Raw genomic sequence first — 24,199 nt, 5'->3', positions numbered from 1 at the left:
AGGACGACATGAGCGCCGAACGACACGACCTGCCCGGCGTACTGCGGCCACTCACGGGCTTCGACGGCATCGCTGACGAAAGGCTGCACCGGACGAACCTGTCCATCGCCACCGGATCGGGACCGGTCGTCATCGGGTTCGCCACCGACAGCCCGAAGCTTCGCGACTGGGCGCGCGGCAACTGGGCGGTCGCGCCCTCCGATGCCCCGCCCGCCGGCCGGCTGTACGTCTGCACGGCCCCGCCCGCCGCCTTCGGCCTCGACCTGCCCGCCGACACCACCCGCTGGTGGTGCCCCGGCGAGCGCAGCCTGCTCTCGTTCCGCACCGACTCCTACTCCATCGTCAAGGTCGGGGTACGCGGCGTGTGCTCGGCGGTGGGCGGCGAGGACACGATGTTCGCGCACGGCTGCGCCTTCCGGCTGGACCACCCGGCGGGCACCCGCGGGGTGCTGGTCATCGGCAGCTCGGGTGCGGGCAAGACCACGCTGGTGTCGCGGTTGTGCCGCACGCCCGGCGGCCGGACGCGCATCGTCAACGACGACTGGGGCGCAGTGGATCTGGCCACGGGCACGGTCGTGCACACGGGAGAGTCCCGCCTGCACATGAAGATGCGCAGCGTCCTGGCCGTGCACCCGGGCTTCGACGCCCCGACCCCGATGATGGAGGGCAGCGGCGACCCGGACGACCCCGGCACCCGCGTCCTGGTCGATCCGGCCCTGGTCTACGGCCGGGACGGGCTGGCGCACTCCGCGCGGCTGACCCATGTCGTGTTCGTGGCGCGCGACGCTCCCCCGCCCTCCGCCGACCAGCTGATGACCGTACTGGAGCAGGGCAGCTACTCGGCGTACTACCAGCGTTCCGAGCAGTTCTACAACGGCTCGCTCATCCTGCTGTCGGAGGCCGACCGCGAGCGCGAGCGGGACAGGTACCGCCGGTTGTTCAAGGACGTCGAGGTGTCGTGGCTGCACAACAACGGCACCCCCGACGACCTGGTGGACTCCTTCATGCGCGCGGTCGGGCTGGGATGAGCCGCTTCGTGGTCCTGCTCGGTCCCGACGGCGCGGGCAAGAGCACGCTGCTGCGCGAGCTCGCCGCACTGCGCGCCGGCCTGGTCACCACCGCGCTCGACCCGCTGGCGGTCTACGGCCTGCCCGGCCTGGCGGAGACCGTGCCGTGGGCCGGACGCACGCACCCCCGCGAGGTGATCTGGGACCTGCCGGCGCACACCAGGACCACCCTGCTGGCGCACGTCCTCGCCGTCTCCCACGACCTGTACCTCGCCCCCGCCCTGCGCGCCGGCGGGCTCGTGGTCTGCGACTCCTACGACTACCGCTACCGGGCCAAGGAACGGGTGCTCGACCCGGCGACCTCGGTGCTGCTGGAGTCACTGGCCGCCACGCTGCCCCGGCCGGAGCTGGCGGTGTGGATAGACGTCCCGATGGAGGTGGCCTGGCGCCGCAACGGCGGCAGGTGCAGCCGGTTCGAAGGCGGCCCGCGGGCCGACTATCCGGGCTTCGAGCGGCTGCAGGAGCAGGTGAAGGAGATCATCCTGTCCGAGTTGCTGGACGGCTGCCCGATCGTCCGGCTCGACGGCCTGCGCGAGCCCGCCGAGCTGGCCCGCGACTGTCTGGCCGCGATCGATCCCGTGCCGACGGCGAAAGGTGGAGGGCATTGATGGGCGACGAACGGATCATGGTGAGGGAATTCATCACCGGATATCTGCCCGGTCACGAGATCCGCGACGAGGAGGACATTTTCGCGGCCGGATACGCCAATTCGCTTTTCCTGCTGCAACTGGTGGCGATGGTGGAACGCGATTTCGCCGTCCAGGTGACGGACGCCGATCTGGACATCGCGAATTTCCGGACCATCGACGCGTTGTGCGCGTTCGTCTCGCACAAACAGCGGGCTCTGTCGCGATGAGGACGCCGCCCGAGCCGGTGGCGATCGTCGGCGTCGCCGTCCGGCTCCCGGGAGCCGACGATCTCGACCAGTTGTGGGAGCTGATCTCCGGCGGCCGTACCGCGGTGACGCGGGTGCCGGACACGCGGTGGGACTCCGGCCGGTGGTTCGATCCGGCGCCGCGCCCCGGCCAGACGTACTCGAAGTGGGCGGGGCTGCTGGCCGACGTGGCACGCTTCGACGCCGGCTTCTTCGGCCTCTCCGCTCGGGAGGCCGCGCGGATGGACCCGCAGCAGCGGGTGTTCCTGGAGCTGGCCCACGCGGCGCTGGAGGACGCCGGTCACACCCGCGCCGGCCTCGGCCAGGACGTGGCCGTGTACGTCGGCGCCATGGCGGGCGACTACGGCCTGCTGAGCGCCGACCCGGCCACCGCCGGTCCGCGTCCCGCCTCGTACGCGGAGAGCTTCCAGATCGCCAACCTGGTCTCGCACCTGTTCGACTTCACCGGCCCGAGCATGGTGGTCGACACCGGCTGTTCGAGCTCCGGCGTGGCGATCCACCTGGCGTGCGAGGCCCTGTGGTCAGGAGCGGCCGCCGGCGCGATCGCCGGCGGGGTCAACCTCATCCTGCACCCGGCCAGGCACGTCCAGTACGCCCAGGCGGGCATGTTGTCCCGGGACGGCGTGTGCCGGCCGTTCGGCGCGGGCGCCAACGGGTTCGTGATGGGCGAGGGCGGCGTGGCACTGCTACTCAAGCCCCTGTCCGCCGCCGAGCGGGACGCCGATCACGTGTACGGCCTGATCGGCGGGACCTGGGTCAACTCGGGCGGGCGGACGTCGGCGGTGACCGTGCCCAGCTTCGACGGCCAGGTCCGGCTGATCTCGCGGGCGCTGGCGCGGGCCGGGGTGGAGCCCGCCACCATCGACTACGTGGAGGCGCACGGCGTCGGCACGCCGATGGGCGACCCCGTGGAGATCCGGGCCCTGGCGAAGGTCCTGGCCAGGGACGACGGATCGCGTTGCATGGTCGGCAGCGTCAAGCCCAACATCGGCCACCTGGAGCCGGCCGCCGGGGCCGCCGGGCTGGTCAAGGTGCTGCTCCAGCTCCGGCACCGGGCGGTCGCGCCCACACTCAACGCGGAGCCGGCCAACCCGTTCATCAACCTCGCGGCTACGTCGCTGTCCGTGCCTACCCGGCTCACCGGCTGGCCGTCGCCCGTGGGCCGGCCGAGGAGGGCGGGGGTGAGCACATTCGGCGCGGGCGGGGTGAACGCCCATCTGGTCGTCGAGGAGTACACGACGGCCGACCGGCCCGCAGGCGCGAACGCGGCTGCCCCTGCGTCGCCACCACCCGTCCCGCCACGAGAGCCCGGGACCGCCCGGGAACGCGGCAGCGGCCCGGAACCCGGAGACCGGCCGGATGGCGCTCGCAACGAGATCGTCGTTTTGTCGGCGCGGACCCCGGAGCGGTTGCGTGCGGTCGCGGGCTCGCTGGCCCGCCACCTGGCCCGGCACTCCCCCGACCTCGCCGACGTGGCCCACACCCTGCGCGAGGGCCGCGAGAGGCTTCCCGTCCAGGTGCTCCTGCCCGCCCGCGACCTGGACGACCTGCGAGCCAAGCTGGCCGAGGTGGCCACCGGCGACATCCCACCGCAGCCGCACGCGGAGCCCCAGCCGGACGCGGAGCCGTGGGCGGACGCGGGGCCGGGAGCGGACGCGGGGCCGGGAGCGGACGCGGGGCCGGGAGCGGACGCGGGGCCGGGAGCGGACGCGGGGCCGGGAGCGGACCGCCGAACCGGGCGCCGGATATCACTGCCGACATACCCCTTCGGCGGCGAACGGCACTGGCTGACCGGCGACCCGCCGAAGCCGGAACCGGCCGGCCACCTGTCGCTCGTGGCCCTGCTCGTCCCGAACCCCTCGTGGGCCCGGCGCTGGCAGGACGCGGCCGACCGCGTGCTCGTCCTGGTCCCCGCGCCGGCGTACGGCTGGCTGTCCGGTGACATCATCGGCATCAGCGGCCCGTCCGACCTCGCCCGCCTGCTGGACGACCTGGCCCCGCGCGGCCACACCCGCCTGGTCGACTACCGCCCGCTGGCCCGCTCCGCGAACGGAAGCCTCCAGAGGGAGATCTCGGACATCTCCCGCATCGTTCTCACCCGGCCCCACGCCGAATACCTGGTGCTGACGGACGAGCCGCCGCTGCCGTGACCGGGACCCGTGCCGGCCGCCCAGGTCAGCCGAGTGAGACGCCGTACATCGCCTTGATGATCCTGATCGGGATGTCCATGGTCTTCGGCTCGGTGTTGGCGTGGATGACCACGCGTCGCCCGCCGTCGCCGGTGGTCAGCGCGAGGGTGAAGGACCCCGGCAGGGTGCCGCTCACGCCACGCACGGTCAGTCCGGCCATCCCCGCGCGATCGAACTCGATCACGCCGAGCCCGTAGCGGGCGTGCGGCAGCCAGACGACGCCGTCGCCGGCGACCATGGTCCACATCTCGCGGTGCTGAGCCGGTGGCAGCAGGTCGCCGGTCGCGATCGCCTTGAGGAAGCGGCTCAGGTCGCCGGTGGTGGAGACGACGCCGCCGGCCGCCCACCCCCATGAGGTGTTGAGCGCGGTGACGTCGATGGGCGGCTTGTCATGGTCGATCATCGACGCCCAGTTCTCCGCGGTGAGCGTCGCCGGGTCGACGCCGTCCTTGAGGGCACCGGCGACGTAGGCCATGGGATGCGGGTGGGGGTAGCCGGTGGCGTCGGCGGGCCGTACGTAGGTGCGGGTCAGGCCGAGCGGCCGGATGACCGTACGTTCGACCTCGGCGGCGTAGCTGTTGCCGGTGACCCGCTCGATGATCGCGCCGGCCAGGTAGTAGCCGCCGTTGGCGTAGACGAATCGTTCGCCAGGCTCACCGACGGGCGGCTGGGACACCGCGAGCTTCAGCAGTTCGGAGGTCGTCCAGACGCGGGCCGGATCGGTGACCATGCTCTGCTGCAGCTCCGGTGCGAGGCCGGTGAGGAACAGGCCGCCGGTGTGGTTGAGCAGCTGCCGGATGGTGATCTTGCCACCGTCGTAGCCGCCGGCCTCCACGACACCGGGCAGCCACGTGCTCACCGGGTCCTCCGGGCTCAGCCTGCCTTCGGCTGCCAGGGCCAGCACGGTGGCGGCGGTGAAGGCCTTGCCGGAGCTGCCGACGTGGATGTGCTCACCGGGCGCACGACGACGCCCGGTGGCGAGGTCGGCGACTCCCGCGGTGCCGAACCATGTTTCGCCGGCGTCGTGGACTTCGGCGACGATGCCGGGAACGCCGTCCTCGGCGACGGCCGAGTCCAGGATCTGCCGCACTTCTTCGTGGAGGTTGTTCGCCATTTCGATGCCTTTCAGGTTTCAGCGGCCTCTGCGCACGTACGCGCGCAGCGACAGCGGGACGAAGATCACCAGCAGCGCGGCCGACCAGAGCAGGACGGTGGCCACCGGGTGGGCAAGTGGCCAGATCACGTCGCCGGACGGGGCTCCCGCGTTGCCGAACAGCTGCCGCGAGGCGGCGGTGAGCGCGCTGACCGGGTTCCAGTCGGACACGAAGCGCAGCCAGGCCGGCATGCCGTCGGTCGGGACGAACGCGTTCGACAACATCGTGAACGGCAGGCCCAGCGGCACCAGCGCGTCGGCGATCCGGTCGTTCTTCACCGCCAGGCCCACGTAGACGCCCGCCCAGCTCAGCGCGTACCGCAGCACGATCATCAGCAGGAACGCCTGGGACATGGGGATCAGGCCGAGGTGCGGCCGCCAGCCCACCAGCAGGCCCGTGCCCACCATGATGGCCAGCATCAGCAGGCCGGTCAGCAGGTCGGCGCCGGTGTGCCCGAACGGCACCGCCAGGCGCGCCATCGGCATGGAGCGGAACCGGTCCATCACACCGCCGGAGGCGTCGGCGGCCATCCGCGTCATGACCCCCGTCACCGCGGAGAAGGTCACCATCGCGAACAGGCCGGGCATGAGGTATTCGCGGTAGTCGCCGCCGCCCGGCACCTGGATCGCGCTGCCGAAGACGTACCCGAACAGCACCACCATGATGGCCGGGAAGAGCAGCGCGACGACGATCTGCCCCGGCTCCTGCCGCAGCCGGCCCAGTTCGCGGCCGACCAGGGTCAGCCCGTCGGTGAGCGTCCAGCGCAGGCGGTCCAGTGGTGGGGTGAGTACGGTCATCGCACACTCTCCGGGCGGTCGGTGAGGCGCAGGAACACCTCGTCGAGGGTGGGTCGGCGCAGGCTCACGTCGGCGGCGGCGACTCCGGCCCGGTCGAGTTCGCGTACGACGTCGGCGAGCCGGAGGCGGCCGCCGGGCAGGGCGGCGCTGAGCCGGTCGTCGCCCGTCGTCGTGGGATCGGTGCCGGTGAGGGTGTTCAGCACGGTCACCGCCGCGGGCCGGGCGGCGGGGTCTTCGAGGGTGACGTCGAGGCGGTCGCCGATGGTGGCCTTCAGCTCGTCCGGCGTGCCGGTGGCGATCACCCGCCCGTGGTCGATCACGGCGATGTCGTCGGCCAGCCGGTCGGCCTCGTCCAGGTACTGCGTGGTGAGCAGCACGGTGGTGCCGTCGGCCACCAGTTCGCGGATGTTGTCCCAGATCTCGCCGCGGCTGCGCGGGTCCAGGCCGGTGGTGGGCTCGTCCAGGAAGAGCACCTGGGGGCGCAGGATGAGGCAGGTGATCAGGTCGAGCCGGCGGCGCATGCCGCCGGAGTAGCCGAGCACCGGCCGGTCGGCGGCGTCCGTCAGGCCGAAGCGCTCCAGCAGTTCGTCGGCCCGCCGGTGCGCCTGGCGTCGTGGCAGGTGGTAGAGCCGGCCGAACATGCGCAGGTTGCCGCGGCCGGTGAGCTTCTCGTCCACGGCGGCGTACTGGCCGGCCAGCCCGATGCTCGCGCGCACCCGGCCGGCCTCGCGGACGACGTCGTGTCCGGCGATGCGGGCGTGCCCGGCATCGGGCTCGGACAGAGTCGCCAGGATGCGTACGGCGGTCGTCTTGCCCGCGCCGTTGGGCCCCAGCACGCCGCAGACCGTGCCCCTCGGGACGCTCAGGTCGAGGCCCCGCAGGGCCTGGGTGCCGCCGAAGGACTTGTGCAGCCCCTCGGCGACCACTATCGGTTCAGGCATGACCCCTCCACTGGGTACGTTGTACGCGGTTTCACGAGCGGCCACCCTAAATTACTGGGTACCATGTACGCAACTGGGAAGGGAGGACACGGTGGCCGACGCCGAGTACGTCAACATCTGGCTGCGACCCGAACGCCCGGCCCGCGGGCCGAAGCCGGCCTACAGCCGCGCGCAGATCACCGAGGCCGCGATCCGGATCGCCGACGCCGAAGGGCTGGAGGCCGCCACCATGCGGCGGATCGCCGCCGAGATCGGCGCGGGCGCGATGTCCCTCTACCGGTACGTCCCGAGCCGCGACAACCTGGTCGAGCTCATGGCCGACCGGCTGCAGGGCGAGCTCGACGTCACCGGCATGCCCTCGGGCGACTGGCGCGCCGACCTGACCCGCCACGCCGACGGGCTGCGGGCCATGTGGCTGAGGCACCCGTGGATCGCCGGCGTGCAGCGCTCACTCCCCAGCTTCGGTCCCAACCAGTTGCTCCTGATCGAGCGGCTGATGGGAGTGCTCGACCCCTTCGTCTCCATCGACGAGAACCTCGGCCTCATGGCGGTGCTGAACGGCTACGTCGAGGGCGCGGTCCGCGAGGAGATCAGCTCGGCCGAGGAGTTCCGCCGCAGCGGGCTCACCGAGTCGGAGTGGATGGCGCGCAGTTACCCGTACATCGACCAGCTGGTGAAGAGCGGGGACTACCCGATCTTCACCAAGATCGTGATGGAGGCGCGCCAGCCGCACCTGAGCCGCGACGAGCAGTTCCGGCAGGGGCTCCAGCGCGTCCTCGACTTCATCGCCTCAGCCCTCCCCTGAAGCCCTCTCCGAGGCCCCTCTGAGGGCCTCGTCAATTTCCCGTCAGTATTTTCGGCCCCCGCGTCCAGATTGCGTAGCAAACGACCATAGGCTCCCAAAACGGCTCTAGCGTCTGCCTTGTACGCCTTTTCCAGGAGGAAAGCAGATGTCAGAGCCCCGTTTGTGCGTCCCGGTCAAGACGGGCCCGTGCGCCTTGACCCTGAGGCTGTTCCGCACGGTCTCGGGCAAGCGCACCGCGGTCGCCTTCACCTCACCGCTCAAACTGGCCAGGGTGCTCGGGCCGCAGCAACCATGGGTGCTGCTCACCGCCCCCGCCCTCCGCGCCATGACCGCCGAGCTGGACATCATCGGCATCGTCACCGACCCCGCCGGCACGATGAACGCGCCGTACCGGCAGGCGTCATGACGCACCCCCTCCGGCAGGACCCGGCCGGTCCGCCCTGGCCGGCCACCACCCACCTGCGGCCGGTGGCCCGGGTCGGCGGAGTGCCGCTCATCGACCTCGCCGAGAGGTACGGCACCCCCGCCTACGTCGTGGACGAGACCGACGTGCGCCGGCGCTGCCGCGCCTACCGCGCCGCGCTCCCCCACGCCCACATCGTGTACGCCGCCAAGGCCTTCCTGTGCCGGGCCGTGGCCGACTGGATCCGCGACGAAGGACTCGGCCTGGACGTCTGCTCCGGCGGCGAACTGGCCATCGCCCGATCCGTCGGCTTCCCGGCCGACCGCATCGTCTTCCACGGCAACGCCAAGACCCCGCGGGAACTGCGCGAGGCCGTGGATTACGGCGTCGGGCGCATCGTCGTCGACAACCTCGCCGAGATCCACCGGATCGCCGGTCTCGTGCCCGCGGGCGGGCGGCAGCCGGTGCTGCTGCGCCTCGTTCCCGACATCGAGGCCGGCGCGCACCCGAAGATCCGCACCGGGGGTGAGGGACAGAAGTTCGGACTGTCCATCGCCTCCGGGGACGCCGCCGCGGCCGTGGCCAGGGTGCTGCGCCAGCCCGAACTGCGGCTGGCCGGACTGCACTGCCACCTCGGGTCCCAGATCGGTACCGCGACGCCGTACGAGGAGGCGGCCCGCCTCATGGCCGAGCAGCTCGCCGGCATCCGCGACACCCACGGCATCGTGCCGCCGGAGCTGGATCTGGGCGGCGGTCAGGGCATCGCCTACCTGCCGGGCGAGCACGACCTCGCGCCCGCCGACTACGCCCGCACCGTGGTCAAGGCGGTCGAGGAACGCTGCGCGGCCCTGCGCCTGCCCGTCCCCCGCCTGATCGTCGAACCCGGTCGATCGATCACCGGGCCCGCCGGTCTCACCCTGTACCGGGTCATCGCGGTCAAACGTACCCTGGCCAGGACCTTCGTGGCCGTGGACGGCGGGATGAGCGACAACCCCCGCCCCTCCCTGTACGGCGCCCGCTACACCGCCCGCCTGATCGGCCGCGACTCCCACGCGCCCATCCGTCCCGTCACCCTGGTCGGCCACCACTGCGAGGCGGGCGACGTGATCAGCGAGGACGCGCCGCTGCCCGCCGACATCCGGGCGGGAGACATCGTCGCGGTCCCGGCCACCGGCGCCTACCACCACTCCATGGCCTCCACCTACAACCAGACCGGCCGCCCGCCGGTCATCGCGGTCACCGACGGGACGGCCCGCCCGCTGGTACGCCGCGAAGAGTTCGACGACCTCATGCGCAGGGACGTGGGACTGTGAAACGGCGCCGGGAGCTCATCGCACTGCTCATCCTGTACGCCGTCGTCGCCCTCATCACCCTGACGTGACCAGCCGCAGTCCAACGCCCGACCCTTGAACCAGCCGAATGTAACGCATGTTACATTCTGCGGTGTGACGAACAACGGAGCAGGGATACGGTGGCTGATCCTGGTGATCAAGCTGCCCGCCGAACCGTCGCGCCACCGGGTGGCGGTCTGGCGGGAACTGCGCAAGGTCGGCGCGCTCCCGCTGGGCCAGGGGATCTGGGCGGTGCCGGACGTGCCGGTCTTCGCCGATGGGGTGGCCCGCTCGGTGCGGCTGACCGAGCGGGCCCAGGGTCAGGCGGTGACGCTCCAGGCGTCCGGACGTACCCCCGAGGACGAGGCCGGCTTCGAGGCGATGTTCACCGCCGCGCGCTCGGAGGATTGGATCGAGTTCCTCGCGGACTGCGGCAAGTTCGAGGAGGAGATCGCCAAGGAGATCCGGATCGCCAAGTTCACCCTGGCCGAACTGGAGGAAGAGGAGCAGAGCCTGGAGCGCCTGCGCCGCTGGCACCGCGACCTGACGGCCAGGGACGTCTTCGGGGCGCCGCAGGCCCCCGAGGCGGCCGAGCGGCTCAAACGGTGCGCGGCCGTGTGCGAGGACTACGCCGAACGCGTCTTCGCCGCCCTCCACCGCAACCAGGAAGAAGGGGCATGAACGGGCCTCGGCGGGCGATGTGGCCCCTGTACGCCGCCGGGTTCACCACCGCCTTCGGCGCGCACGGCATCGCCGCCAACCTCGGCGGCTTCTCCGACGACGCCGTCACCTCGCTGCTCGTGCTCGGCGGGCTGCTCGCCCTCTACGACGGCGCCGAGGTGCTGCTCAAGCCGCTCTTCGGCACGCTCGCCGACCGCATCGGCGCCCGGCCCGTCCTGCTCGGCGGGCTGGCCGCCTTCGCCGCCGCCTCGGCGCTGTACGTCCTCGCCGACAGCCCCGGCTGGTTGTGGGCCGCCCGCCTCGGCCAGGGCGCGGCCGCCTCCGCCTTCTCCCCTTCCGCCTCCGCGCTGGTCGCCCGGCTCAACCCGGCCGCCAGGCACGGCCGGGCCTTCGGCGGCTACGGCTTCTACAAATCCCTCGGCTACACCCTCGGCCCGCTGCTCGGCGGCGTACTGGTCTGGGGCGGCGGGCTGCGCCTGCTCTTCGCGGTGATGGCGGTGCTCGGCGTGGCCGTCGCCGTCTGGGCCGCGGTGGCCGTGCCCGCCGTGCCACCGCTGCCACGCGGCCGTCAGACCGTCCTGGACCTGGTCCGGCGGCTGAGCACCCGCGCCTTCCTCATCCCCACCGCCTGCCTCGCCGCCGCCACCGCGGCACTGTCGGTCGGCGTCGGCTTCCTGCCCGTCTCCGGCGCGACCGCCGGGCTCGGCCCCGTGGCCACCGGCGCCGCCGTCTCCGTCCTCGCCGCGACCGCCGCCCTCGTCCAGCCCGCCACCGGACGGGCCATGGACGCCGGCCGCCTCACCCCTCGCGCCGGCATGTCCACCGGCCTCCTCCTCACGGCCGCCGGTCTGGGCGCCGCGATGCTCCCCGGCCTCCCCGGCCTCCTCACCGCCGCCGTCCTCATCGGCGCCGGAACCGGCCTGATCACCCCGCTCGGCTTCGCCACCCTGGCGGCCACCACACCATCGGAACGCCTCGGCCAGACCATGGGCTCCGCCGAACTCGGCCGCGAACTCGGCGACGCCGGCGGCCCCCTCCTGGTCGCCGCGGTCGCCACCGTCACCACCCTCACCTACGGCTTCGCCGCCCTGGCCGTACCCCTGGCCATCGGCGCCGCCCTGACCTTTTCTCTGAGCCGCCGGCGAGCACGATCCTGACGCTTCAACAATCGACAGAAGTCCCGCGCCCGCCCCGGTTCGTCCGGTCAACCTCGGCGGGACCTTCCGCGTCGTATCCATTGTGGATCTTGCCAGGCTTCGTGGGCCGCGGATGGCGGCCGCGGCCGTCACCCTGATGTGCACCCTCGGCGCCCTCTTCCAGCTGATGGCGCCCACCCTGCCGCAACCGGCACGGGCCGCCGCCTCGGTCGAGGAGATCGCCGACCGGCTGCGCGCCTTCGTCGTCGAAGACGGCCCCGACGCCCCCTATGTCACTCTGCCGGGCATGCCCCTTCTGGCGTGGTGCTGGCCGCAGAGCATGGAGACGCGGATGCCGCCGGAAGGCGTGCCCGCCTACAGCGGCGAACTGCTGCTCCCGGAGATGGCCGAGCCGCTGGAGGTGAGGTTCTGGATGACCTCCCCCGAGGTGGCGGCCCGCGCGGTCACGGCGTCGGCCACGTCGGTGCTGGCCGCCGTGGGCGGAACACCCACCGGATCCGCCGCCCTGAGCGCGGGCCGTGCCGCTCTCAGCCGTACGCTCAGCCGCCTGCCCGCAGGCGGCTGAGCGTGTGGACGCGCCCGGGAATCTCGGCCGGGGATCGTCAGCAGCAGGTGGGAAGGGCGGCGGCCGGGGAGGGGCGTGGGGTCGTCTCCTGGTCCTGGGCGATGCGGCCGCGCAACATGATCTCCATGACCTTCATGAAGCGTTGTGCCCTGGCCCGGCCGATGACGAACGGGTTGGCCGCGCCCGTCGTTCCGGCGCGCAACTGCTCGATGCGGGTCAGGCCGTAGTCGGCGCCGCCGTGGTTGTTCAGTTCGACCTCCACTCCCGCCCGTCGCATCGTGGCGGCGAAGGCGAGCACCGAGGACAGGTTGGTGCGCTTGTCCGCGATCGCGGTGGGCGGGTTGGTGCCGCCCCACAACATGGCGGTGTGCCGGCGGCCCTTCCAGTGCACGGGGAAGATCGGTGAGACGGTGCCGGGGGTGTGCCCGGGCGTGTGGTGGAAGGCGACGGTGGTGTCGCCGAGGGTGAGTCGCTGGCCGTCGGCGATCTCCAGGTCGTGCTTGGGCGCGTGGTCGGGGCGTTCGGCGGCGATGAGGTCCCAGTCGGTCCTGCTCATCATGACGCGGGCGCCGTAGCGGTCGGCGAGGAACTGGGCGCCGCCGAAGTGATCGTTGTGGCCGTGGGCGACCACCACGTACTTGATCTGCGCGGGGTCCGCGCCGACGGCGCGCAGCCCCGGGACGATGATGTTCGCGGCGTCGTCCGGCGATCCCATCGCGTCGATGAGGATGATGCCCTTGGCGGTCAGCAGCGCCGTGGCCTGGACGAAGCTCGTGCCCACCACGGCGACGTCGTCGAAGATGCGCAGCGGGCCGAGGGCCTTCGTCTCCGGCATCGCGACGGTCTTGGTGGTGGCCCTGGCGTCCGGGACTGAGAAGTCGGGCGAGAGCGCCTTCACGATGGCTCGCAGGACCGGGTCGTCGCCGGCCAGCGCGGCCGCACGGTCGTAGTAGTGCCGGGCGCGTTTCGGGGCGGTGGCGGCCGCTGCTTCGGCCGGGCGGCCTGCCAGTGGCAGGAGGGCGGCGGTGGCCAGCAACGCGCGACGGGACTGTACGAGGGACATACGGGCATGCACCTGCTCTTTCACGGGCCACAGATCTTGCTCAGGCGGACATCGATGCCCGGCGGACCAGAGCAGATCTTGTGGCGTCGAATATGGGTAGGTAAGGTCCGGCTACAGGCGGCGCAGGCCCTGGGCCAGCAGGGTCGCCGTCTTGGCGATCACACTGTTGTCCATGGTCGCGGCCGGGTCGTCGCGGTTGGTGTAGACGGCGATGATCAGCGGGGCGCCGGTGGGTGGCCAGGCGACGGCGATGTCGCTGCCCGGTGCGTACGCGCCGGCCGCGCCGCCGGTCTTGTCCCCCACGATCCACGTGGCCGGGAGCCCCTTGCGGATGCGCTCGGGGCCGGTGGTGCTGGCCCGCAACCAGCCGTTCAGCCGCTGCCGATCCTTGGGGTGCAACGTGTCGCCGACGGTGAGCTTGTGCAGGCTGCGGGCCATGAAGACCGGCTTGATGGTGTCGCGTACCGCGCCGGGCTTCCAGTCGTTGAGCTCCGGCTCCCAGCGGTCGAGCCGGCCGACGGGGTCGCCGAGCGAGCGGTAGTAGCGGGTGAGCCCCGCGGGTCCGCCGATCTGCTTGAGCAGGACGTTGCCCGCCGTGTTGTCGCTGACCGTGATCGCGGCATGGCACAGACGCTCGACGGTCATGCCGTTCTCGATGTTCTCCGGCAGTTTGGTGATCGGGGAGTCGACGACCACCTCCTGCGCCGTCCAGTGCAGCGTGCGGTTCAGCAGGCCGGGGTCGGTCGTCCGGGCCTTGGCCAGGATGGCGCCGCACAGGATGGCCTTGAAGGTGGAGCGGCTGGGGAATCGTTCGCCGCCCCGATAGGACAGGGTCCTGCCGGTGCCCGTGTCGATCGCGTACGCCCCGATGCGTCCCTGATAGGAGATCTCCAGCTCGCGCAGTTGCTTCTTGACCTCGGCCACACCCGGGAAGGGCCGCGCGGCGGAGGCCGGGGGCGGCTCGGCCGCGGCGGGTGCGCCCAGACCGGCGACGGCCGCGAAAGCCGTGGCGACGGCCAATACGGAACCTCCCAGGCCGGCCCGGAATCGGCCACGACGAATATGCCTCATGTCAGCTCCCTGGTCTTTCATCCTGATCTTTATGGCGGCGATCAGAAGACCACGGACGGCCGCTGAGTGTCCAATATTGATATGGGCTGCTCTACTATCCGGCTTTCGATATATGTCCAGGTCGCACGGCAGGTACGGTCAGCGCGGCGTGCCGGGCGGAAGATGGGCGACCTGCGCTGCCAGCAGTCCACCGGCCGCGAACACGACCGCCGCCGCCAGGTAGAGGTGCCCCGCCCCCAAGCCCGCGTCGAGCAGGCCGCCGGCCAGCAGCGGGGAGACGAGTGAGCCGATGCGGCCGGCGCCGACGCCCCAGCCCAGGCCGGTCGCGCGTACCTCGGGCGGGTAGGCGGACAGGGCGAGGGCGTACACGGCGGCGACGCAGCCGTTGACGGACACCCCGATCAGCACGCCCACCGCGAGCAGCAGCCCGTACACGGAGATGGCCGGGACGAGTGCGGCGAGCAGCGCGGCGGCGGCGAGCGTGTAGACCACCAGCAGGCGCTGGAGCCCGAAGCGGGCGGCCAGCAGGCCCAGCAGCAGGGTGCCGAAGATGCCGCCCAGGTTGAGCGCCACCCCCCAGGTGATGCCCTGCGCGGCCGACAGGCCCGCCTCCACCAGCAGTTTCGGTGTCCAGCCAGAGATGAAGTAGAAGGTGGACATGGCGATGAGGAAGCCGGTCCAGATCAGCAGCGTGTCGCGGCGCAGCCGCCGGGTGAGGAGCCGCCGGAGCGGGGGCGCCTGCCTGGCGGGGGCGCCGGGCATGGATCGCAGGGCGGGCTGGCCCATCGCGCGCAGCAGTCCGTTGAGGCGGTCCAGGGCGTGCGGCGGGCGGCGGGTGAGCAGGAAGTCCAGGGACTCGGGAAGCCGCCACAACACCGCGCCGATGAGCAGGGCCGTGCCGGCGCCGCCGAAGGCGAACACCGACCGCCAGCCGGAGCCGTCCTGCAGTGCCGCCGCGAGTACGCCGCCCGCCCCGGCGCCGACGGCGTAGCCGGTCACGTTCAGGCTGACGGCCAGGCCCCGCCAGCGGCTGTTGGCGTACTCGGCGGTGATGACGTTGCCGGCCGCCAGCATGCCGCCGACGCCGAGGCCGGTGAGCACCCGCAGCAGGCCGAGCTGGACGGCGTCCTGGCTCAGCGCCGACCCCAGCATCCCGATGGAGGCGAGCACGAGGCAGGCCAGGATCAGCGCGCGCCTCCCGACGCGGTCGGCCAGCGGGGCCAGCAGCAGCGACCCCAGCGCCATGCCGGCCAGGCCCGCGCTGAGCAGCAGGCCGAGCAGCGTGTCCGGCAGCGCCCACTCCTGCGACACCGCGGCGGCGGTGAAGGACATGACCATGACGTCGAACCCGTCCACCATGCTGAGCAGCACGCAGACGGCGATCACCGACCACTGCGTACGAGACATCGGAGAGCTGTCGACACGGGCGCGCAGCTCCGCGAAGTTCGTTTCCATCTGACCGGCCTTTCACCATGAGTCCCGCCGCCCGGCAGGGGCGTCCTTGCCCGGGAAGCCGCCCGCGAGCTACGCCCGGTAGGAGTTGATCAGGCGGGCGAGGTGGCGGCCGGCGATGTGCAGCGGCTCTTCGCTGCGGGACACCTGCGCGTCGAGTTCCGCGCCTTCGAGGGTGTTGATGACCGTGTGCGCGAGTTCGAGCACGTCCCGGTCGGCGATGCCGGCACGGCGGAGTTTGTCGGCGATCAGGCCCCGCCAGTTCTCGAAGGCGGCCAGGACGGCCTGCTGGATGTGGGGGACCGGCCGGCCGTCTCCGGTGCGGTGGCGGTGATCGGGCAGCCGTCGAGCCAGTCGGAGTCGCGCAGACAGTCGGCCGGCAGCCGGGTGCAGGCGATCATCGCCTCCGCCGGATCCTCCTCACCGGCCAGCGCCCGCCGCAGGATGTCGGCGAATTCCTGGTCGGCGTGGGCGACCGCCTCGACCGCCGGCTCCTGCTTGCCGCTGGGGAAGAAGTGGTAGACGGAGCTGAGCGCGACGCCGGCTTCCCGGGAGATCTGCTTGATCGCGGTCGCCTCGTAGCCCTGCCGCTGCATGAGCCGCGACGTCGTACGGGCGAGGCGTTCGCGGGTGCCGACGGCGATGCCCGTACGCCGCGCCCGTGGTGTCGGTCATGTCACCAGGCTACTGGTTGGAACGTTCGCTCCAGTCCTGCCACCTTCCTGATCGCCGACGCCAACGGCCTGCACGACGAACTGGGCGGTGTCGCGGTTTGCCAGCGGAATGAACATGTGTTTACTCTAGTAAACGTGTGTTCAGCACTCTCGGACGACCTGACCGCTCAGGCGAAAATCCGTAACGCCGCCGTCGCGCACTTCGCCCGCGACGGCTTCCAGAAGACCAACCTGCGCGCCATCGCCGCCACCGCCGGCGTGAGCGCCGCCCTGATCATCCGTCACTTCGGCAGCAAGGACGAGCTGCGGAGCGTGTGTGACGACCATGTCCTGCGGATGCTGGTGCGGCGGGCCAGGACCGCCGCAGGTCCCGGCGGTGTGCGGGACCTGTCCCGCGAGTACCTGTCCAACGCCGAGGAGTACGGCCTGCACGTCCAGTACATGACGCGGGCCATCGAGGAGGACTCCCCGGCGGCCACCACCTTCGTCGACACGCTGGTGGAGGAGAGCGAACAGTTCTTCACGGACGGGATCGCCGACGGCTCGCTCCGCCCCTCCTCGGACATACGGGCGCTGGCCGTGCTCAACGTGCTCATCGGCCTGGCCACCCTCACCATGGCGCCGCCGCTGACGCGGGCGCTCGGCTTCGAGCGGATGGGCCCCGAGGCGCTGCGGCGCCTCGGGCCGCCCATGCTGGAGCTCTACACCCACGGCATGTACGCCGACGACACCATGCTCAAGGCCGCCCGGGCCACCTGGGACGACGCCCAGCGCGAGGAAGGCCGGCGATGACCGGGACCGATGCCATCACCACGGCCGGACTGCTCAAGTCGTTCGGCCCGGCCAGGGCGCTGAACGGCCTCGACCTCGTCGTGGGCACCGGCGAGGTGCACGGGTTCCTCGGGCCCAACGGCGCGGGCAAGAGCACCACGATCCGGATCCTGCTGGGCCTGATGCGCCCCGACTCGGGCACCGCCCGCCTGCTCGGCGGCGACCCCTGGGCGCAGACCGCCGAGCTGCACCGCCGCCTGGCCTACGTGCCCGGCGATGTCACCCTGTGGCCGAACCTGTCGGGCGGCGAGGCCATCGACCTGCTCGGCCGGTTGCGCGGCGGCCTGGACCGGCGGCGGCGCGACGAGCTGATCGAGCGCTTCGACCTCGATCCGCGCAGGAAGGGCCGCACCTACTCCAAGGGCAACCGCCAGAAGGTGGCCCTGGTCGCCGCCCTGGCCTCCGACGCCGAACTGCTCATCCTCGACGAGCCCACCTCCGGCCTGGATCCGCTGATGGAGGAGGTCTTCAGGCGGACGATCCGGGAGGTGCGGCGCGGCGGTGACCGTACGGTGCTGCTGTCCAGCCACATCCTGTCCGAGGTCGAGGCGCTCTGCGACCGGGTCACGATCATCCGCGACGGACGTACCGTGGAGTCCGGCAGCATGGCGGAGCTGCGCCATCTGTCCCGCACCTCCATCGACGCCGAGTTGGCGGGCCCGCCCGACGGGCTGGCCGGGCTGCCGGGCGTGCACGGCCTGCGCGCCGACGGCGGCCGGGTGCGGTTCAGCGTGGACGCCGCCGCGCTGGACGAGGCGTTGCGCCGGCTCAGCACGGCGGGGGTGCGCAGCCTGGTCAGCCGGCCGCCGACGCTGGAGGAACTGTTCCTGCGGCACTACGACCGCGCGCACGCCACGGAGGCGGCACGATGAACGCGTTCGCCGGCACCGGCAGGCTCATCCTCCTGGTACTGCGGCGCGACCGGGTGCTGCTGCTGCTGTGGGTCGGGTTCACCTGCCTGGTCCCGGTGGTGTTCGTGGCCGCCTTCACCGGCGCCTACCCCACGGCCGAGGCCCGGCAGGACTACTACGAGACCAGCGTCCACACCAGGGCCTTCACCGTCGCCTACGGCGTGCTGAACGGTTCCGGCCTCGGTGAGCTGGTCGCCTGGCGGTCGGGGTTCGTCACGTTCATGGTCGGGCTGTTCGCCCTGCTCACGGTCGTACGGCATACGCGCGCCGAGGAGGAGGCGGGGCGGCGCGAACTGATCGGGGCGACCGCCGTGTCCCGGCACGCCGGCCTGGCCGCCCCCCTGATCGTCACGTGCGGGGCCGGGCTCGTCCTGGGTGCGGCGTCGGCGCTGGCGCTGATCGGCCAGGGCCTGCCCGCCGCCGGTTCGCTGGCGCTCGGGCTCGGGTTCTCGCTCTCCGTCTGCGTGTTCGGCGCGATCGGGGCCGTGACGGCGCAGCTCACGACGGGTGCGGGCGCTGCCCGCGGTATCGGCGTCACGGTGCTCGGCGCCGCGCTCCTGCTGCGCGGCGCCGGCGACGTCGCGGCCCAGTCCGGCAGCGGGCCCGCCTGGCTGTCGTGGCTGACGCCGCTCGGCTGGGCGGAGGCGCTGCGGCCCTACAGCGGCGAACGCTGGGAGGTGCTCGCGCTCGCGGCCGTCGCCGTCATCGCGTTGAGCGCCCTGGCCGTGGCGTTGTCGGCGCGGCGCGACCTCGGCAACGGCCTGTTCCAGGCCCGGCTTGGACGGGCCGGCGCAGCGCCCGGCCTGCGCAGTCCGCTGGCGCTGGCCTGGCGGCTGCACCGGGGCCCGCTGGTCAGCCGGACCGTGGGCCTGGCCGTGGTCGGGTTCGTGGTCGGCGCGATGTCGCAGAGCCTCGGCAACCTGATGGACAACGGCGGCGCCGCCGCGCGCGAGGCGCTCGCGCGGCTCGGCGGTCCCGGCACGCTCGTCGAACAGTTCCAGGCACCCATGATGACCATGCTCGGGCTGGTCTGCGCCGGCTTCGCGATCCAGGCCGCGCTGCTGCTCAGGAACGAGGAGCGCGACGGGCGGGCGGAACCCCTGCTGGCCACGCCGGTGAACCGGTTGCGCTGGGCGGCGGGCCACTTCGGGTTCGCGCTGCTCGGCCCGGCTCTGGGCGTGCTGGCCTTCGGGGCGTCCGCCGGTGTCGCGCACGGCCTCAACACCGGCGACGTCGCCCGCGAGCTGCCCCGCCTGCTGACCGCCGCGCTCGTGCAACTGCCCGTGGTGTGGCTGTTCACCGGGATCGCGTTCGCCCTGTTCGGGCTGCGGCCCAGACTGGTCGCCGGCACGTTCGCCGTGGCCATGGTCAGCATGTTGTTCGGCTGGGTCGGCGGTGAGCTGCGACTCGACCGGTGGGTCATCAATCTGTCGGTCTTCGAACACGTGCCGAAGCTGCCCGGCGGCGACCTTACGGCCACTCCCCTGCTCATCATGACCGCCGTGGCGGCGGCACTCACCGCGGCCGGCCTGGTCGGTTTCGGACGACGTGACCTGCCCGTCCCCTGAAGCGTCAGTCGTTCCATTCGGGCCGGCGTTTGCCTAGAAACGCGGACATGCCTTCGCGGGCCGCGGCGGACTGCGAGGACTCGGCCATGACCCTGGTGGCGAGCCGGTAGGCCTCGTCCTGGGGCAGGGACAGTTGCTGGTTCAGGGTGCGCTTGCCGAGGGCCTTCGAGGCGCGGCTGCCGCGGGTGGCCCTGCCGAGCAGGTCATCGACGGCGCCGTCGAGGTCCTCGGCGGGCACCACCCGGTTGACCAGTCCCCACTCCAGGGCCTGCTCGGCGGTGATGGTGTCACCGGTGTAGGCCAGTTCGGCGGCGCGTTTGCGGCCGATGTTGCGGGCGATGGCGACCATCGGGGTGTGGCAGAACCAGCCGCCCTTCCCGCCGGGTGCGGCGAACCCGGCGGAGTCGGCGGCGACGGCGAGGTCGCAGGTGGCGACCAGTTGGCAGCCCGCCGCCGTGGCCAGGCCGTGGACCCGGGCGATGACCGGCTGCGGGACGGACTCGATCAGTTCCATGAGCTGGAGACAGGTGTCCAGCAGGGCGCGGGCCGCGTCCAGGTCGGCCTCGGCGACGTCGGCGAAGTCATGGCCGGCGCTGAAGACCGGGCCCTCCCCCGCCAGGATGATCCCCGAGGCGTCGCTGTCGCCGGCGTCGCCGAACGCGGCGATCAGGTCATGCATGTGGGCCAGGGAGAGGGCGTTGCGTCGCTGCGGCCGGTTCATCGTGATCGTCACGAAGTCGGCGTCGCGCTTGACCAGTACATGATCGAGGTTCATGGGCACACTCCTGATTCTTGCGCTGACCGGCACATGAAGCAGATTGTTCCCCATCGGGAGCGGCCGGTCTCCTGCTCAAAGGTACGGCGGGGCCGCGTGCAGGCCCTCATGGAACCGTTCCCGCATCGTCTCCTCCCCGATCATGGCGGCGATCCGCCGGTCGGCGGCCTGGCGGAGCGCGGCCACCTCCGGCGTGGTGAAGCGGGCGCGGCCGCCGTCCGGATGCCACAGCCGCCGGCTGACGCCGAGCAGTCGCGCGGCGCCCGCCGGATCCCCGCCGGCGCAGGCCGTGATGGCCAGCACCTCCACCGACAGCGCCATGTTGGAGCTGTCATCGAGCAGTTCGAAGCCGTCGAACGCCTCCCGGGCGTGCCGGGCGGCGACGGCGTGGTCCTCCCGGGAGAGGGCGATCAGGGCCTGGATGTACAGGCCCCAGCAGCGGAACTTGTGCTCGCCCCGCCGGGCCCCGTCGGACCTGATCCGCTCGGCCAGTTCACCGGCGCCGGCGTGGTCTCCCATGGCGAGCCTGGCGAAGCACAGGGCGGCCCTGGCCAGCAGCCAGACGGCCTCCTGAACGCCCTTCTCCCAGCCGCCGGAGGCCAGCCGGACGAGCCGGTCGAGGGCCAGTTCCGGCCGGCCGCCCATGGCCCAGTCGGTGCCCTCCAGGTAGTCGGCGGCCTTCAGCGCGGTCGGGTCGGGCGCGGCCGATCGGCACTCCTTGACGCAGCGTTCGATGCCGTCCATGTCCCCTTGGAAGATCATGACGAGGCCGAGCGCCCAGGCCGCCCTGACCCTTGGCGGCCCGCCGCGGCCGTCGTGGGCGAGGGCCCGTTCGAGCAGGTCACGGCCCTCGCGTTCGAAGTCGCAGGAGAACCAGAGGAACCACAGGGCGCCGGAGAGTTCGAGCGCCGTCGAGTCGGGCTCGTTGAGGCTGGTCTCCAGCGCCCGCCGCACCTCGGGGTACTCACCGGCCAGCCAGTGGTACCAGACGAGCTGCCCCAGGCCTGTCCATTCGGGGAAGGCCCGCCTGGCCATGCCGAGGTAGCGGTCACGGTGCCGCAGCCGGACCTCGCGGTGCTCACCGAGCTCGCGCAGCCACCAGGCCCCGTATTCGCGCAGGCTGTCGAGCAGCCGGAAACGTTCTCCGCGCCGGACCACGACGGACCTGGCCACGAGGCCGGCCAGCGTCCCGCCGACGTCGTCCACCGGGCCGCCGGCGCAGACCTCCTTGGCCCCGGCCAGGGTGAAGTCACCCGCGAAGATCGACGCGCGGGCCCACAACAACTTCTCGGCCGGGGTGCACAGGTCGTGGCTGCGCCCGATGGTCGCCCACAGGCTCCCGTACGGGGCCAGCGCCCGGAACGACGCGGGAACAACCGGCTGCTCCGCGTGCGGATCCGCGCCCTGCGCCAGCTCCTCGATGGAACGATCACGCAGCTGCGCCGCCGCCAGCTCCAGGGCCAGCGGCAGGCCGTCGAGCCTGCGGCACAACCCGGCGACCGCCCGCGCGTTCGCCTCGCTCACCGTGAAACCTGGCTCGGCCCGGCGCGCCCGCTCGGCGAACAACTCCACCGAGGCGCACCGCGCCAGGTCCTCCGCCTTGTCCTCCAGCCCCGCCGGCGGGACCGCCAGAGGCGGCAGTTCGCGCACCCGCTCCGCGCCGACGGCCAGCGGCTGCCTGCTGGTGACCAGCACCTGTACCCCGGGGCACGTCTGGACCAAGGCCGTCACCAGCAACGCGCAGTGGTCCACGACGTGCTCACACGCGTCCAGGACGAGCAGGCAGGAGCGGTCGGCGAGGTGATCGATCAGGAGGTCGATCGCCGGGCGCGCGGTCTGGTCACGCACCTTCAGCTCCATCGCGACCGTGTTCGGGACCACCGCGCCGTCGCTCAGCGAGAACAGCGGGATGAACCACACCCCGTCGGGGAAGCGGTGGCGGATCTGGCCGGCGACCTCCAGCGCGGTGCGCGACTTGCCGACCCCCGCGACACCGGTCACGGTCACCACCCGGGAGAGCCGCAACAGCCGCTCGATCGCGGCGCATTCGTCCGCTCTGCCCAGGATGGGGGGCAGCTCGGTCGGCAGGTTGCCCGGGGGCTGGTCGTGGGTGTCGCTCATGCGGGCCTCGGGGGGTGTGTGCTCACGTACGGTTATGGTCTCGTCATCATGAGCTACGGCGGCCGCCGGCGTACGGGGAACGCCGCACTTCACGGCCGCCGGATCAGGTGCGGCGGGCGGCCCATACGGTGCGTTCCGTGCGCACCGCCAGGTCGTCGCGGCGCAGGATGCTGCGCGGGCCGTCGGTCTCCAGGAGCCGGTCGAGCGCGGCGAGGTCCCCGGGGGAGAGTTCGGGGGCGGCGGCCTTGCGGATGCGTTGCAGGCCGAGCAGGGCGTAGCGGCCGATCGCCGCGCTGCGGGAGCCCTCGATGTGCACGGCGATGGTGCGTTCGCCCTCGACCGTGAAGCCGGCGGCGGTCAGCATGGGGCCCCAGTCGGCGCCGCGGTGGGGCATGTGCTCGGCGTGGAAGCGGTCGGTCACGGCGTGGCAGCGCTCCTCCAGGCCGGGCCGGTCCTCAGGCGCGTTCTCTGGTAGGAAACGCGGGAAGCCGGCCAGTTCGACGACGGCGAACAGGCCGCCGGGGGCGAGCGCGCCGTGGACGTCGCGCAGCGCGCGCTCGGGGTCGGCCATGTGGTGCATCGAGGCCGATGCCCACACCAGGTCCGGTGAGCCGAGGTCGGGCCAGGCGGGGTCGTCGAGGTCGGCCTGCACGGTGCGGACGCGCTCCTCCACGCCACGGGCGCACGCCTTGGCGCGCAGGTGCTGAAGGTGTCCGGTGGAGGCGTCCACGGCGGTGACGTGTGCGTCGGGGAAGCGGTCGAGGAGGGCGAAGGTGCCCGCGCCGGTGCCGCAGCCCAGGTCCACGATCCGGCGCGGGCCATCCTTCAGTGGCAGCCACTCGGTGATGGAGGCGATGTGGTCGGCGAGGATCTCGGCGTCCAGGTCGAGCATCTCCGCCTGAGCCTCGGCGTCATGCTCCTGGTGGTCTGCGCCGTGATGGTCTGCGCCGTGATGGTCTGGGCCGTGGTGGCCTGTGCTGTGATGGCCTGTGCTGTGGTGGTGGGTGTGCTTCTGGTTCATGTCTCCACGGTAGGACCGTCATGCGTGTGCGGCATGTTTTCTTGCCGTTCGGGCAAAACGATGGCCGGAAACGCTGCCCGTCGCGCAAGGCGTCATTCGAGGTCGCCCTCCGGCTGATGGCCGCGGCGGGCGTCGCGGTCGAAGATGCCCAGGATCTCGCAGGGCCTGCCCTCGGCGCCGATCGCGTGCGGCATCATCGTGGGGAACTCGGCGGCCTGGTTCGTCTCGATGCGGAAGCGGCGGTTGCCGAGCATGAGGACCGCGGTGCCGGACAGGACGACGAGCCATTCACGTCCGGGGTGGGCGCGCATGCGCGCGGGATTGCCGGGCGGCGGTTCGGTCATGCGCCGGCGTACCACGCTCATGCCCGGATCGCCCTTGACGGGCCAGCGCAGCTGGCCGCTCGCGGCGTCGATCATCGGGCTGATCACGATGTCGTCGGCGGCGGTCTCCACGAGCTGATCCAGCGTGGTGTCCAGGGCCTTGGCGAGGGTGACCAGCTGATCCAGGGCGAGGCGGCGCTGACCGTTCTCGATGCGGCTCAGCGAGGACTGGCTGAGGTGGGCGCGGCCGGCCAGCTCTTCGAGGGACCAGCCCTGCGCCACCCGGAGGGCCCGGATGCGGGTGCGTACGAGGCTGTCCAGCTCTTGTTCATCTTCTTGCGCCATGAGCAACACCCTATGCCGCTGATGCAAGGCGCAGATCCCGACATCGGCCTGGCCCCCAT

At 72.1% G+C, this 24,199-nt stretch carries 25 protein-coding genes; 13 read left to right on the top strand and 12 right to left on the bottom strand.

The window, feature by feature from the left end; genetic code table 11:
- Positions 1–8: 8 nt before the first annotated feature.
- Genes AB0I81_RS52845 through AB0I81_RS52830 form a run of 4 tightly spaced genes read left to right on the top strand, consistent with a single transcriptional unit; the run spans position 9 to position 4,112 of the window.
- The gene (locus AB0I81_RS52845) at positions 9–1,028 is read left to right on the top strand and encodes a hypothetical protein (protein WP_360675621.1); all 1,020 of its coding nucleotides are present in this window, start codon (positions 9–11) and stop codon (positions 1,026–1,028) included.
- On the top strand, positions 1,025–1,675 hold the full coding sequence (locus tag AB0I81_RS52840; RefSeq protein ID WP_360675618.1) for a hypothetical protein: 651 nt from the start codon (positions 1,025–1,027) through the stop codon (positions 1,673–1,675). Before AB0I81_RS52845 ends, AB0I81_RS52840 begins: the two co-directional genes overlap by 4 nt.
- Positions 1,675–1,923: a phosphopantetheine-binding protein gene (locus AB0I81_RS52835; RefSeq protein ID WP_360675616.1), complete on the top strand. Its 249-nt coding sequence runs from the start codon at positions 1,675–1,677 to the stop codon at positions 1,921–1,923. The genes AB0I81_RS52840 and AB0I81_RS52835 overlap by 1 nt, the downstream gene beginning before the upstream one ends.
- The gene (locus AB0I81_RS52830; protein WP_360675613.1) at positions 1,920–4,112 is read left to right on the top strand and encodes a beta-ketoacyl synthase N-terminal-like domain-containing protein; all 2,193 of its coding nucleotides are present in this window, start codon (positions 1,920–1,922) and stop codon (positions 4,110–4,112) included. Before AB0I81_RS52835 ends, AB0I81_RS52830 begins: the two co-directional genes overlap by 4 nt.
- 25 nt (positions 4,113–4,137) lie before the next feature.
- Here the strand turns inward: AB0I81_RS52830 and AB0I81_RS52825 are convergent, their stop codons facing one another.
- Genes AB0I81_RS52825 through AB0I81_RS52815 form a run of 3 tightly spaced genes read right to left on the bottom strand, consistent with a single transcriptional unit; the run spans position 4,138 to position 7,043 of the window.
- The gene (locus AB0I81_RS52825) at positions 4,138–5,265 is read right to left on the bottom strand and encodes a serine hydrolase domain-containing protein (RefSeq protein WP_360675610.1); all 1,128 of its coding nucleotides are present in this window, start codon (positions 5,263–5,265) and stop codon (positions 4,138–4,140) included.
- An 18-nt stretch (positions 5,266–5,283) separates the two neighbouring features.
- Positions 5,284–6,102: an ABC transporter permease gene (locus AB0I81_RS52820; RefSeq protein WP_360675607.1), complete on the bottom strand. Its 819-nt coding sequence runs from the start codon at positions 6,100–6,102 to the stop codon at positions 5,284–5,286.
- Complete coding sequence (locus AB0I81_RS52815) at positions 6,099–7,043, bottom strand: ATP-binding cassette domain-containing protein (RefSeq protein ID WP_360675604.1); 945 nt, start codon at positions 7,041–7,043, stop codon at positions 6,099–6,101. Before AB0I81_RS52815 ends, AB0I81_RS52820 begins: the two co-directional genes overlap by 4 nt.
- A 91-nt stretch (positions 7,044–7,134) precedes the next feature.
- Between AB0I81_RS52815 and AB0I81_RS52810 the strand changes: the two genes are divergently transcribed.
- The 6 genes from AB0I81_RS52810 (at position 7,135) to AB0I81_RS52785 (ending at position 11,985) form a co-directional block, all read left to right on the top strand.
- The gene (locus AB0I81_RS52810; RefSeq protein ID WP_360675601.1) at positions 7,135–7,848 is read left to right on the top strand and encodes a TetR/AcrR family transcriptional regulator; all 714 of its coding nucleotides are present in this window, start codon (positions 7,135–7,137) and stop codon (positions 7,846–7,848) included.
- A gap of 145 nt (positions 7,849–7,993) precedes the next feature.
- Positions 7,994–8,254 carry an SAV_915 family protein gene (locus AB0I81_RS52805; RefSeq protein WP_360675598.1) on the top strand — a complete coding sequence of 87 codons (261 nt, stop codon included), beginning with the start codon at positions 7,994–7,996 and terminating at the stop codon, positions 8,252–8,254.
- Entirely contained in the window at positions 8,251–9,564 is a 1,314-nt protein-coding gene (lysA, locus tag AB0I81_RS52800; protein WP_360675595.1) for a diaminopimelate decarboxylase, read from the top strand. Before AB0I81_RS52805 ends, lysA begins: the two co-directional genes overlap by 4 nt.
- A 132-nt stretch (positions 9,565–9,696) precedes the next feature.
- Complete coding sequence (locus AB0I81_RS52795) at positions 9,697–10,263, top strand: Chromate resistance protein ChrB (RefSeq protein WP_360675592.1); 567 nt, start codon at positions 9,697–9,699, stop codon at positions 10,261–10,263.
- Positions 10,260–11,420: an MFS transporter gene (locus tag AB0I81_RS52790; protein WP_360675589.1), complete on the top strand. Its 1,161-nt coding sequence runs from the start codon at positions 10,260–10,262 to the stop codon at positions 11,418–11,420. Before AB0I81_RS52795 ends, AB0I81_RS52790 begins: the two co-directional genes overlap by 4 nt.
- 112 nt (positions 11,421–11,532) lie before the next feature.
- Complete coding sequence (locus AB0I81_RS52785; protein ID WP_360675586.1) at positions 11,533–11,985, top strand: hypothetical protein; 453 nt, start codon at positions 11,533–11,535, stop codon at positions 11,983–11,985.
- A 37-nt stretch (positions 11,986–12,022) separates the two neighbouring features.
- Here AB0I81_RS52785 and AB0I81_RS52780 read toward each other — a convergent pair whose 3' ends face one another.
- The 5 genes from AB0I81_RS52780 to AB0I81_RS52760 form a co-directional block, all read right to left on the bottom strand.
- A complete protein-coding gene (locus AB0I81_RS52780) occupies positions 12,023–13,048 on the bottom strand; it encodes an MBL fold metallo-hydrolase (RefSeq protein WP_360675584.1) in 1,026 nt (341 codons plus the stop codon).
- Positions 13,049–13,159: 111 nt separating this feature from the next.
- Positions 13,160–14,119 (bottom strand): class A beta-lactamase, encoded by a 960-nt coding sequence (gene bla / locus AB0I81_RS52775; protein ID WP_360675581.1) that lies wholly within the window; start codon positions 14,117–14,119, stop codon positions 13,160–13,162.
- Positions 14,120–14,257: 138 nt separating this feature from the next.
- Complete coding sequence (locus AB0I81_RS52770; protein ID WP_360675578.1) at positions 14,258–15,574, bottom strand: MFS transporter; 1,317 nt, start codon at positions 15,572–15,574, stop codon at positions 14,258–14,260.
- A gap of 69 nt (positions 15,575–15,643) precedes the next feature.
- Positions 15,644–15,778, bottom strand: coding sequence for a hypothetical protein (locus tag AB0I81_RS52765; protein ID WP_360675575.1), 135 nt, complete (start codon positions 15,776–15,778; stop codon positions 15,644–15,646).
- Between the two features lie 41 nt (positions 15,779–15,819).
- A complete protein-coding gene (locus tag AB0I81_RS52760; protein WP_360675572.1) occupies positions 15,820–16,167 on the bottom strand; it encodes a TetR/AcrR family transcriptional regulator in 348 nt (115 codons plus the stop codon).
- A 213-nt stretch (positions 16,168–16,380) separates the two neighbouring features.
- On the opposite strand from AB0I81_RS52760, the gene AB0I81_RS52755 reads away from it, so the two are divergent.
- From AB0I81_RS52755 to AB0I81_RS52745, 3 genes are read left to right on the top strand one after another with little or no spacing between them, the layout of a single operon-like run.
- Positions 16,381–17,037: a TetR family transcriptional regulator gene (locus tag AB0I81_RS52755; RefSeq protein WP_360675569.1), complete on the top strand. Its 657-nt coding sequence runs from the start codon at positions 16,381–16,383 to the stop codon at positions 17,035–17,037.
- On the top strand, positions 17,034–17,948 hold the full coding sequence (locus AB0I81_RS52750; protein WP_360675566.1) for an ABC transporter ATP-binding protein: 915 nt from the start codon (positions 17,034–17,036) through the stop codon (positions 17,946–17,948). The genes AB0I81_RS52755 and AB0I81_RS52750 overlap by 4 nt, the downstream gene beginning before the upstream one ends.
- A complete protein-coding gene (locus AB0I81_RS52745; RefSeq protein ID WP_360675564.1) occupies positions 17,945–19,555 on the top strand; it encodes an ABC transporter permease in 1,611 nt (536 codons plus the stop codon). Before AB0I81_RS52750 ends, AB0I81_RS52745 begins: the two co-directional genes overlap by 4 nt.
- Before the next feature lie 4 nt (positions 19,556–19,559).
- On the opposite strand, the gene AB0I81_RS52740 is transcribed toward AB0I81_RS52745, so the two are convergent.
- The 4 genes from AB0I81_RS52740 to AB0I81_RS52725 form a co-directional block, all read right to left on the bottom strand.
- Entirely contained in the window at positions 19,560–20,330 is a 771-nt protein-coding gene (locus tag AB0I81_RS52740; protein WP_360675561.1) for an enoyl-CoA hydratase-related protein, read from the bottom strand.
- Between the two features lie 75 nt (positions 20,331–20,405).
- Entirely contained in the window at positions 20,406–22,451 is a 2,046-nt protein-coding gene (locus tag AB0I81_RS52735; protein ID WP_360675558.1) for a hypothetical protein, read from the bottom strand.
- Positions 22,452–22,554: 103 nt separating this feature from the next.
- Entirely contained in the window at positions 22,555–23,472 is a 918-nt protein-coding gene (locus AB0I81_RS52730; protein ID WP_360675555.1) for a class I SAM-dependent methyltransferase, read from the bottom strand.
- A 92-nt stretch (positions 23,473–23,564) separates the two neighbouring features.
- Positions 23,565–24,140, bottom strand: coding sequence for an XRE family transcriptional regulator (locus tag AB0I81_RS52725; protein ID WP_360675553.1), 576 nt, complete (start codon positions 24,138–24,140; stop codon positions 23,565–23,567).
- Positions 24,141–24,199: the final 59 nt, after the last annotated feature.

The sequence above is a fragment of the Nonomuraea sp. NPDC050404 genome, from assembly GCF_040655495.1.
Lineage (GTDB): Bacteria > Actinomycetota > Actinomycetes > Streptosporangiales > Streptosporangiaceae > Nonomuraea.
The sequence above is the reverse complement of the archived record's forward strand: the minus strand, read 5'-3'. Positions and strand labels throughout refer to the sequence as shown.

Bases quoted from the DNA above. Each gene is read 5' to 3' on its own strand.
- AB0I81_RS52845 (WP_360675621.1), top strand. From the start codon at position 9: ATGAGCGCCGAACGACACGACCTGCCCGGCGTACTGCGGCCACTCACG.
- AB0I81_RS52840 (WP_360675618.1), top strand. From the start codon at position 1,025: ATGAGCCGCTTCGTGGTCCTGCTCGGTCCCGACGGCGCGGGCAAGAGC.
- AB0I81_RS52835 (WP_360675616.1), top strand. From the start codon at position 1,675: ATGGGCGACGAACGGATCATGGTGAGGGAATTCATCACCGGATATCTG.
- AB0I81_RS52830 (WP_360675613.1), top strand. From the start codon at position 1,920: ATGAGGACGCCGCCCGAGCCGGTGGCGATCGTCGGCGTCGCCGTCCGG.
- AB0I81_RS52825 (WP_360675610.1), bottom strand. From the start codon at position 5,265: ATGGCGAACAACCTCCACGAAGAAGTGCGGCAGATCCTGGACTCGGCC.
- AB0I81_RS52820 (WP_360675607.1), bottom strand. From the start codon at position 6,102: ATGACCGTACTCACCCCACCACTGGACCGCCTGCGCTGGACGCTCACC.
- AB0I81_RS52815 (WP_360675604.1), bottom strand. From the start codon at position 7,043: ATGCCTGAACCGATAGTGGTCGCCGAGGGGCTGCACAAGTCCTTCGGC.
- AB0I81_RS52805 (WP_360675598.1), top strand. From the start codon at position 7,994: ATGTCAGAGCCCCGTTTGTGCGTCCCGGTCAAGACGGGCCCGTGCGCC.
- lysA (WP_360675595.1), top strand. From the start codon at position 8,251: ATGACGCACCCCCTCCGGCAGGACCCGGCCGGTCCGCCCTGGCCGGCC.
- AB0I81_RS52790 (WP_360675589.1), top strand. From the start codon at position 10,260: ATGAACGGGCCTCGGCGGGCGATGTGGCCCCTGTACGCCGCCGGGTTC.
- AB0I81_RS52785 (WP_360675586.1), top strand. From the start codon at position 11,533: ATGGCGGCCGCGGCCGTCACCCTGATGTGCACCCTCGGCGCCCTCTTC.
- AB0I81_RS52780 (WP_360675584.1), bottom strand. From the start codon at position 13,048: ATGTCCCTCGTACAGTCCCGTCGCGCGTTGCTGGCCACCGCCGCCCTC.
- bla (WP_360675581.1), bottom strand. From the start codon at position 14,119: ATGAGGCATATTCGTCGTGGCCGATTCCGGGCCGGCCTGGGAGGTTCC.
- AB0I81_RS52770 (WP_360675578.1), bottom strand. From the start codon at position 15,574: ATGGAAACGAACTTCGCGGAGCTGCGCGCCCGTGTCGACAGCTCTCCG.
- AB0I81_RS52760 (WP_360675572.1), bottom strand. From the start codon at position 16,167: ATGCAGCGGCAGGGCTACGAGGCGACCGCGATCAAGCAGATCTCCCGG.
- AB0I81_RS52750 (WP_360675566.1), top strand. From the start codon at position 17,034: ATGACCGGGACCGATGCCATCACCACGGCCGGACTGCTCAAGTCGTTC.
- AB0I81_RS52745 (WP_360675564.1), top strand. From the start codon at position 17,945: ATGAACGCGTTCGCCGGCACCGGCAGGCTCATCCTCCTGGTACTGCGG.
- AB0I81_RS52740 (WP_360675561.1), bottom strand. From the start codon at position 20,330: ATGAACCTCGATCATGTACTGGTCAAGCGCGACGCCGACTTCGTGACG.
- AB0I81_RS52735 (WP_360675558.1), bottom strand. From the start codon at position 22,451: ATGAGCGACACCCACGACCAGCCCCCGGGCAACCTGCCGACCGAGCTG.
- AB0I81_RS52730 (WP_360675555.1), bottom strand. From the start codon at position 23,472: ATGAACCAGAAGCACACCCACCACCACAGCACAGGCCATCACAGCACA.
- AB0I81_RS52725 (WP_360675553.1), bottom strand. From the start codon at position 24,140: ATGGCGCAAGAAGATGAACAAGAGCTGGACAGCCTCGTACGCACCCGC.